The organism is Pseudomonas tehranensis (genome assembly GCF_014268615.1).
Classification (GTDB): Bacteria; Pseudomonadota; Gammaproteobacteria; order Pseudomonadales; family Pseudomonadaceae; genus Aquipseudomonas; species Aquipseudomonas tehranensis.
Map to the genome: position 1 here is coordinate 1 of NZ_JABWQV010000298.1, position 5,311 is coordinate 5,311.

Genomic DNA, 5,311 nt, shown 5'->3' on the forward strand with positions numbered 1-5,311 from the left:
ATCGCGGGCAAGCCTTGCTCCCACAGGACTCCTTTGCTCCCAGGGAGTGATCAGGCGTGACTCACCACTCAGCAAAACTGCCATCGGCATGACGCCAGATCGGGTTGCGCCAGCGGTGGCCGATGGCCGCGCGTTCGATCACGTACTCCTCGTTGATCTCGATGCCCAGGCCCGGACCGTTCGGGATTTTCACGAAACCTTTGTCGTAGTCGAACACCTGCGGATCCTTGATGTAATCCAGCAGGTCGTTGCTCTCGTTGTAATGGATGCCCAGGCTCTGCTCTTGGATGAACGCGTTGTAGCAAACCGCATCCAGTTGCAGGCACGCCGCCAGGGCAATGGGCCCCAGTGGGCAGTGCAGTGCCAGCGCCACGTCGTAGGCCTCGGCCATGTTGGCGATCTTGCGGGTTTCGGTGATGCCACCGGCGTGGGACGCATCCGGCTGGATGATGTCCACGTAGCCTTCGCTGAGCACCCGTTTGAAATCCCAACGCGAGAACAGCCGCTCACCCAAGGCAATTGGCGTGCTGGTCAAAGGCGCCAGCTCCTTGAGGGCTTCGTAGTTTTCACTGAGCACCGGCTCTTCGATGAACATCAATTTGTACGGATCAAGTTCCTTCATCAGCACTTTGGCCATCGGCTTGTGCACCCGGCCGTGGAAGTCCACGCCGATGCCGACGTTCGGCCCGACTGCGTCCCGCACCGCCGCGACGTTGGCCAGGGCCAGATCGACTTTTTCAAAGGTGTCGAGAAACTGCAGCTCTTCGGTGCCGTTCATCTTCACCGCCGTGAAGCCCCGCGCCACGGCTTCTTTCGCCGCTCGGGCGGTGTCCGCCGGACGGTCGCCGCCGATCCACGAATACACGCGGATCTTGTCGCGCACCTGACCGCCGAGCAAATCGCTGACTGACACGCCCAGGGCCTTGCCCTTGATGTCCCACAGCGCCTGGTCGATACCGGCCAGGGCGCTCATGTGGATCGCGCCGCCACGGTAGAAGCCGCCGCGATACAACACCGTCCAGATATCTTCGATGTTGCGTGGGTCTTTGCCAATCAGGTAGTCGGACAATTCTTCAACGGCCGCAGCCACCGTGTGGGCGCGGCCTTCGACCACGGGCTCGCCCCAGCCGGTGACACCTTCATCGGTTTCGACTTTGAGGAAGCACCAGCGCGGCGGAACGATAAACGTGGTCAGTTTGGTGATTTTCATCGTGTTGTCTCTCTTATCAGATGCAGCGCGCGGGGCGCTGGAAAAGTCTTCAGTTCAAGGCATTCCACGCGGCCACGTAGGCCTTGGCGCGCACCGCCACTTCGTCAGCCGTCAGGCCCGGCTTGAACAACCCGGAGCCCAGGCCAAAGCCCTTGACGCCGGCCTCGACGAATACCGCCATGTTGTCCGGGGTAATCCCGCCCACCGGCACCAGCACGGTTCCGGCCGGCAGCACCGCGAGCCAGGCCTTGACCACCGCCGGGCCCATTTGCTCGGCCGGAAACATCTTCAACACATGGGCGCCTTCGGCCAGCGCGGCAAAGGCTTCGGTGGGTGTGGCAACACCGGGCGACAAGTAGAGCCCCGCCGCCTTCGCCGCTCGCAACACTTTTGGATCGCTATGGGGCATGACGATCACCTGACCACCGGCGGCTTTGACCTGCTCGACCTGCTCCGGCGTCAGCACCGTGCCGGCCCCGATCAGGCAATCGGCGGGCAAGGTACTGCGCAGGATGCGGATACTTTCGTACGGTTCGGGGGAATTGAGCGGTACTTCGATGACGCGAAATCCGGCGCCATAAAGGACTTCGCCGATAGCGGCGGCCTCTTCCGGACGCAGACCACGCAAAATTGCGATCAGCCCGTTGTGCGCCAGTGCTTGTGTGAGCATGTCAGACCTCCAGTCGTTTAACGCGATGCGGTGGAATCGAGCAGCCCGGCCGCCACGGCCAGTTGCCACAAACCACGCTCGGTGGCCTGTTCGGCCAGGGTCACCCGGGCAAAACCGCAGGCGTCGAGGGCCCGTTGATAACGGGCACAGAGTTGCGAGTTGCCGATCAGCACCACCGTCGGCAGATGGATGGTGTCGCGCCGTCGGCGTTGCACGGTGGCCAGGGCCATCAGTTCATGACCGATCAGGAGGCCGGAAAGATAATCCGCCTGGGCGCTGGCACTGAGCTCACCAGTCAAGCCCAGACTGCGGGCACTGAACACGGTGGACAACGGGCCGATCTGGCCGTCCACCGACAACGCCACCTGCACGCCGCGATCAAAAGCCAGGCTATCGAACGCCGTGCCACGTTGCTGGGTGCGGCCGAGAATGCTGTGGTCGCTGAGCACAGCGAAAATCTCACCGGTCATGAAAGTGTCGAAATGCACGATGCAACCGTTGGCCACTTCCACCCATTTCGAATGACTGCCAGGCAGGCCGATCAGCACCGCCTCGTTCGGCAAACTGTGCAACGCGCCGAGCACCTGGGTTTCTTCGCCGCGCATGACATTGGGTAACCGCGACCGCTGGATCACCCCTGGCACGATGTGCACATCGACACCGCGAAGACTGCGAATTATTTGTAGGGAATGTCCGAGATTGGCGACGTTGGCGGGCGTGTCGCAGTAAGGCGCTTCACGCCAGCCCTGGGCGCTACCGACCATGCCGCAGGCGATGACCGGCAAACCTGGCTGAGCGTCGAGCCAGTCGCCGCAAGCCTCATCGAACGCCAATTCGAAGCCATCGATGCACACCCGGCCGGCCAGGGTTCGCGGCCCGGAGGGCAACTGCATGATCCCCGTCGACAGCGAGCGCTGTTCGAGCACCTCGCCATCGGCGGCGAGTTTGTAAGCCCGTAATGAGGTGGTCCCCCAATCGAGCGCGATCAATTGCGCCTGCATCCGCTTCACCTGTTTTGTTTTTTGGCAGTGAGTGCACGGACTATAAACCTCGGCGCAACAAAATCTCAATATATAAATATCACTCCCATATATTGGGATGATCGTATTTCACGTAAAGTTATCGTCATTCACCCACGAACCCTGCTACGTTTTCTGCCGGACGCCTTAGAACTCAGGGAAATGTTTATGGGACAACTACTGAAAATCCTCGGTCGCACCTCCTCTATCAATGTCAGAAAAGTGCTGTGGACCTGCCAGGAACTGGAAATAGCCTATGAACGCGAGGACTGGGGCATCGGTTTTGCTTCGACCCATGATCCCGAATTCCTGGCTCTCAACCCCAACGCCCAGGTACCGGTGATCATTGACGAGAACGGTGTGCTGTGGGAGTCCAACACCGTTTGCCGCTATCTGGTAGGCAAGCATGGACGTAGCGATCTGCTGCCCGTCGAACCGGCCGCCCGGGCGCGCGTTGAGCAGTGGATGGATTGGCAGGCGACCGAACTCAACCCGTCTTGGGGTTATCCGTTTTACGCGTTGGTGCGCAAGGATCCGGATTGTCAGGATCCCCAACGTATAGCCGCAGGGATTAAAGGCTGGAACGAAAAGATGGGGTTACTGGAGGATCAGTTGAACCGTACTGGCGCCTACGTGGCCGGTGCGGATTTTTCCCTCGCGGATGTGCTCATCGGGCTGTCGGTGCATCGCTGGCGCCAGACGCCCATGGAACGTCCCGACTACCCGGCCGTGGCCGCTTATTGCAAACGACTCGAACAACGGCCGGGGTTTGCCGAGTACGCGGGCGCCGCGTACTCATGAACCGCTCAGTTGCCTTGGGCGAAATCCCGTAGCACCTTGCCGTCCATCCGGTAGCGCACCCACTCTTCCTGAGGTTGCGCGCCGAGGGACTTGTAGAACTCGATCGCCGGCGTGTTCCAGTCCAGCACGCTCCACTCGAAGCGACCGCAATCGTTGTCGCAGGCAATTTTCGCCAGATGCCGCAGCAGCGTCTTCCCTGCCCCGCCGCCGCGCTGGTCAGGCGTGATGTACAGGTCTTCGAGGTACAGGCAGTTGCTGCCCAGCCACGTGGAATAACTGAAAAAAAACACCGCATAACCGATGGGCACGCCCTCACGCAGACAGATCAGTCCATGGGCAGTAGAGCCCTCGCTGAACAGGCTGCGCTGAATGTCCGTCACGCTGGCGATGACTTCGTGGCGGGCCTTTTCGTAATCGGCAAGTTCAGTGATGAAGGCAAGGATTTGAGGCGCATCACTGGGTTGCGCAGGGCGAATCTGGATCGACATGAACGAGCCTTGTAGCCAATGGAAAACGCCATACTAAGCCGTCGCGCTGCACTCGTCACATCTCAAGAAAAATTTACGTGATGCTTCCAGAGGACCGTTCGTCGTCCGCGAGGCACCAACTCCGATTCAGGGCAGCCCAAAATCAGGCAAGCATTCTGAAAAATGGAGGCGACACCATGATTTCATCAAGGCTGACTGCATTCACACTTGCCACGCTGCTGTCTTCGGCCGCTTTCGCGGCGAGCACTTCAGGCACCGGGCCGACCGATCCGGTGCAAGCGCCCAATTCCCCCGCTACGCAAGGCCTGCCCACGTTGAATACCGACGGTACCGGCGGCGGTCTGAACAATGGTCAGCCTCCCGCCAACGGCACCGATCCGCGAGTGCAGGGCAATGATGCGGGTCGTCAGGGCGGCATGAATACGCCGGACTCCAATGCCCCTGATAATGCCGAGACCGGCACGGGCTCGAAAACCACCACCGGCGGTTCGGGTTCCGAGGGTGGCGCCAGCCAGTAACCCCGGGGAGCGAGCGATCCGCTCCTGGCGGGTGGCTCTGCTCACGCACTTGAGGAGAGATTCCCATGCCTCGTGGAAGCAAAGACAAATACACAGCCGAGCAAAAGCGCAAAGCCGAACACATTGAAGCCAGTTATGAGAAAAAGGGTTTGTCCGAGGACAAGGCCGAGGCGCGAGCCTGGGCCACGGTGAACAAGCAGTCTGGCGGCGGTGAACGCGCTGGCGGGTCGGGGAAGGCCAAACCGGCCGCGCAAAAGCAAACCGACCGCAAGGAGTCGGCCCGTCGCGCCGCCAAGACCCGCGAAGGTCAGCCGCGCACCAGCCAGGCCTCACGCACCACCCAGACTGTGGATAACCTGATGAAAGAGGCCCGGGCGAAGAACATTCCCGGACGTTCGAAGATGCGTAAGCAGGAACTAATCCAGGCGTTGCGCAAGGCGGGTTGATCGCCGGCGTTCGCCCGGACGCCATCGCGAGCAGGCTCGCTCCCACACTGGATCTGCGATGAGCCAGGTAGTGCTGACTGGCACACCTGCCGAGGATCTGCGGTGGCCCAAGTGTTGTGCGTGGCGCCAATCCTGTGGGAGCGGGCTTGCTCGCGAAGG

Annotated in this window: 7 protein-coding genes; 3 read left to right on the forward strand and 4 right to left on the reverse strand. The window is 61.0% G+C overall.

What is annotated here, in order from left to right; all coding sequences use genetic code 11:
• Positions 1 to 61: 61 nt before the first annotated feature.
• Genes dgoD through HU811_RS24410 form a run of 3 tightly spaced genes read right to left on the reverse strand, consistent with a single transcriptional unit; the run spans position 62 to position 2,881 of the window.
• Positions 62 to 1,210: a galactonate dehydratase gene (dgoD, locus tag HU811_RS24400; protein ID WP_003179439.1), complete on the reverse strand. Its 1,149-nt coding sequence runs from the start codon at positions 1,208 to 1,210 to the stop codon at positions 62 to 64.
• A gap of 49 nt (positions 1,211 to 1,259) precedes the next feature.
• Positions 1,260 to 1,880: a 2-dehydro-3-deoxy-6-phosphogalactonate aldolase gene (locus HU811_RS24405; protein WP_047228220.1), complete on the reverse strand. Its 621-nt coding sequence runs from the start codon at positions 1,878 to 1,880 to the stop codon at positions 1,260 to 1,262.
• Between the two features lie 17 nt (positions 1,881 to 1,897).
• Complete coding sequence (locus HU811_RS24410; protein WP_186658544.1) at positions 1,898 to 2,881, reverse strand: 2-dehydro-3-deoxygalactonokinase; 984 nt, start codon at positions 2,879 to 2,881, stop codon at positions 1,898 to 1,900.
• A gap of 186 nt (positions 2,882 to 3,067) precedes the next feature.
• On the opposite strand from HU811_RS24410, the gene HU811_RS24415 reads away from it, so the two are divergent.
• The gene (locus HU811_RS24415; RefSeq protein ID WP_092400005.1) at positions 3,068 to 3,700 is read left to right on the forward strand and encodes a glutathione S-transferase family protein; all 633 of its coding nucleotides are present in this window, start codon (positions 3,068 to 3,070) and stop codon (positions 3,698 to 3,700) included.
• A 5-nt stretch (positions 3,701 to 3,705) separates the two neighbouring features.
• Here HU811_RS24415 and HU811_RS24420 read toward each other — a convergent pair whose 3' ends face one another.
• Entirely contained in the window at positions 3,706 to 4,188 is a 483-nt protein-coding gene (locus HU811_RS24420) for a GNAT family N-acetyltransferase (RefSeq protein ID WP_186658547.1), read from the reverse strand.
• 176 nt (positions 4,189 to 4,364) lie between these two features.
• On the opposite strand from HU811_RS24420, the gene HU811_RS24425 reads away from it, so the two are divergent.
• Together HU811_RS24425 and HU811_RS24430 are read left to right on the forward strand one after the other, a co-directional pair.
• Entirely contained in the window at positions 4,365 to 4,706 is a 342-nt protein-coding gene (locus HU811_RS24425; RefSeq protein ID WP_092400009.1) for a hypothetical protein, read from the forward strand.
• A gap of 65 nt (positions 4,707 to 4,771) precedes the next feature.
• A complete protein-coding gene (locus tag HU811_RS24430; RefSeq protein ID WP_186658550.1) occupies positions 4,772 to 5,152 on the forward strand; it encodes a Rho termination factor N-terminal domain-containing protein in 381 nt (126 codons plus the stop codon).
• Positions 5,153 to 5,311: the final 159 nt, after the last annotated feature.

Coding starts and splice junctions, on each gene's coding strand:
- dgoD (WP_003179439.1), bottom strand. CDS start 1,210: ATGAAAATCACCAAACTGACCACGTTTATCGTTCCGCCGCGCTGGTGC.
- HU811_RS24405 (WP_047228220.1), bottom strand. CDS start 1,880: ATGCTCACACAAGCACTGGCGCACAACGGGCTGATCGCAATTTTGCGT.
- HU811_RS24410 (WP_186658544.1), bottom strand. CDS start 2,881: ATGCAGGCGCAATTGATCGCGCTCGATTGGGGGACCACCTCATTACGG.
- HU811_RS24415 (WP_092400005.1), top strand. CDS start 3,068: ATGGGACAACTACTGAAAATCCTCGGTCGCACCTCCTCTATCAATGTC.
- HU811_RS24420 (WP_186658547.1), bottom strand. CDS start 4,188: ATGTCGATCCAGATTCGCCCTGCGCAACCCAGTGATGCGCCTCAAATC.
- HU811_RS24425 (WP_092400009.1), top strand. CDS start 4,365: ATGATTTCATCAAGGCTGACTGCATTCACACTTGCCACGCTGCTGTCT.
- HU811_RS24430 (WP_186658550.1), top strand. CDS start 4,772: ATGCCTCGTGGAAGCAAAGACAAATACACAGCCGAGCAAAAGCGCAAA.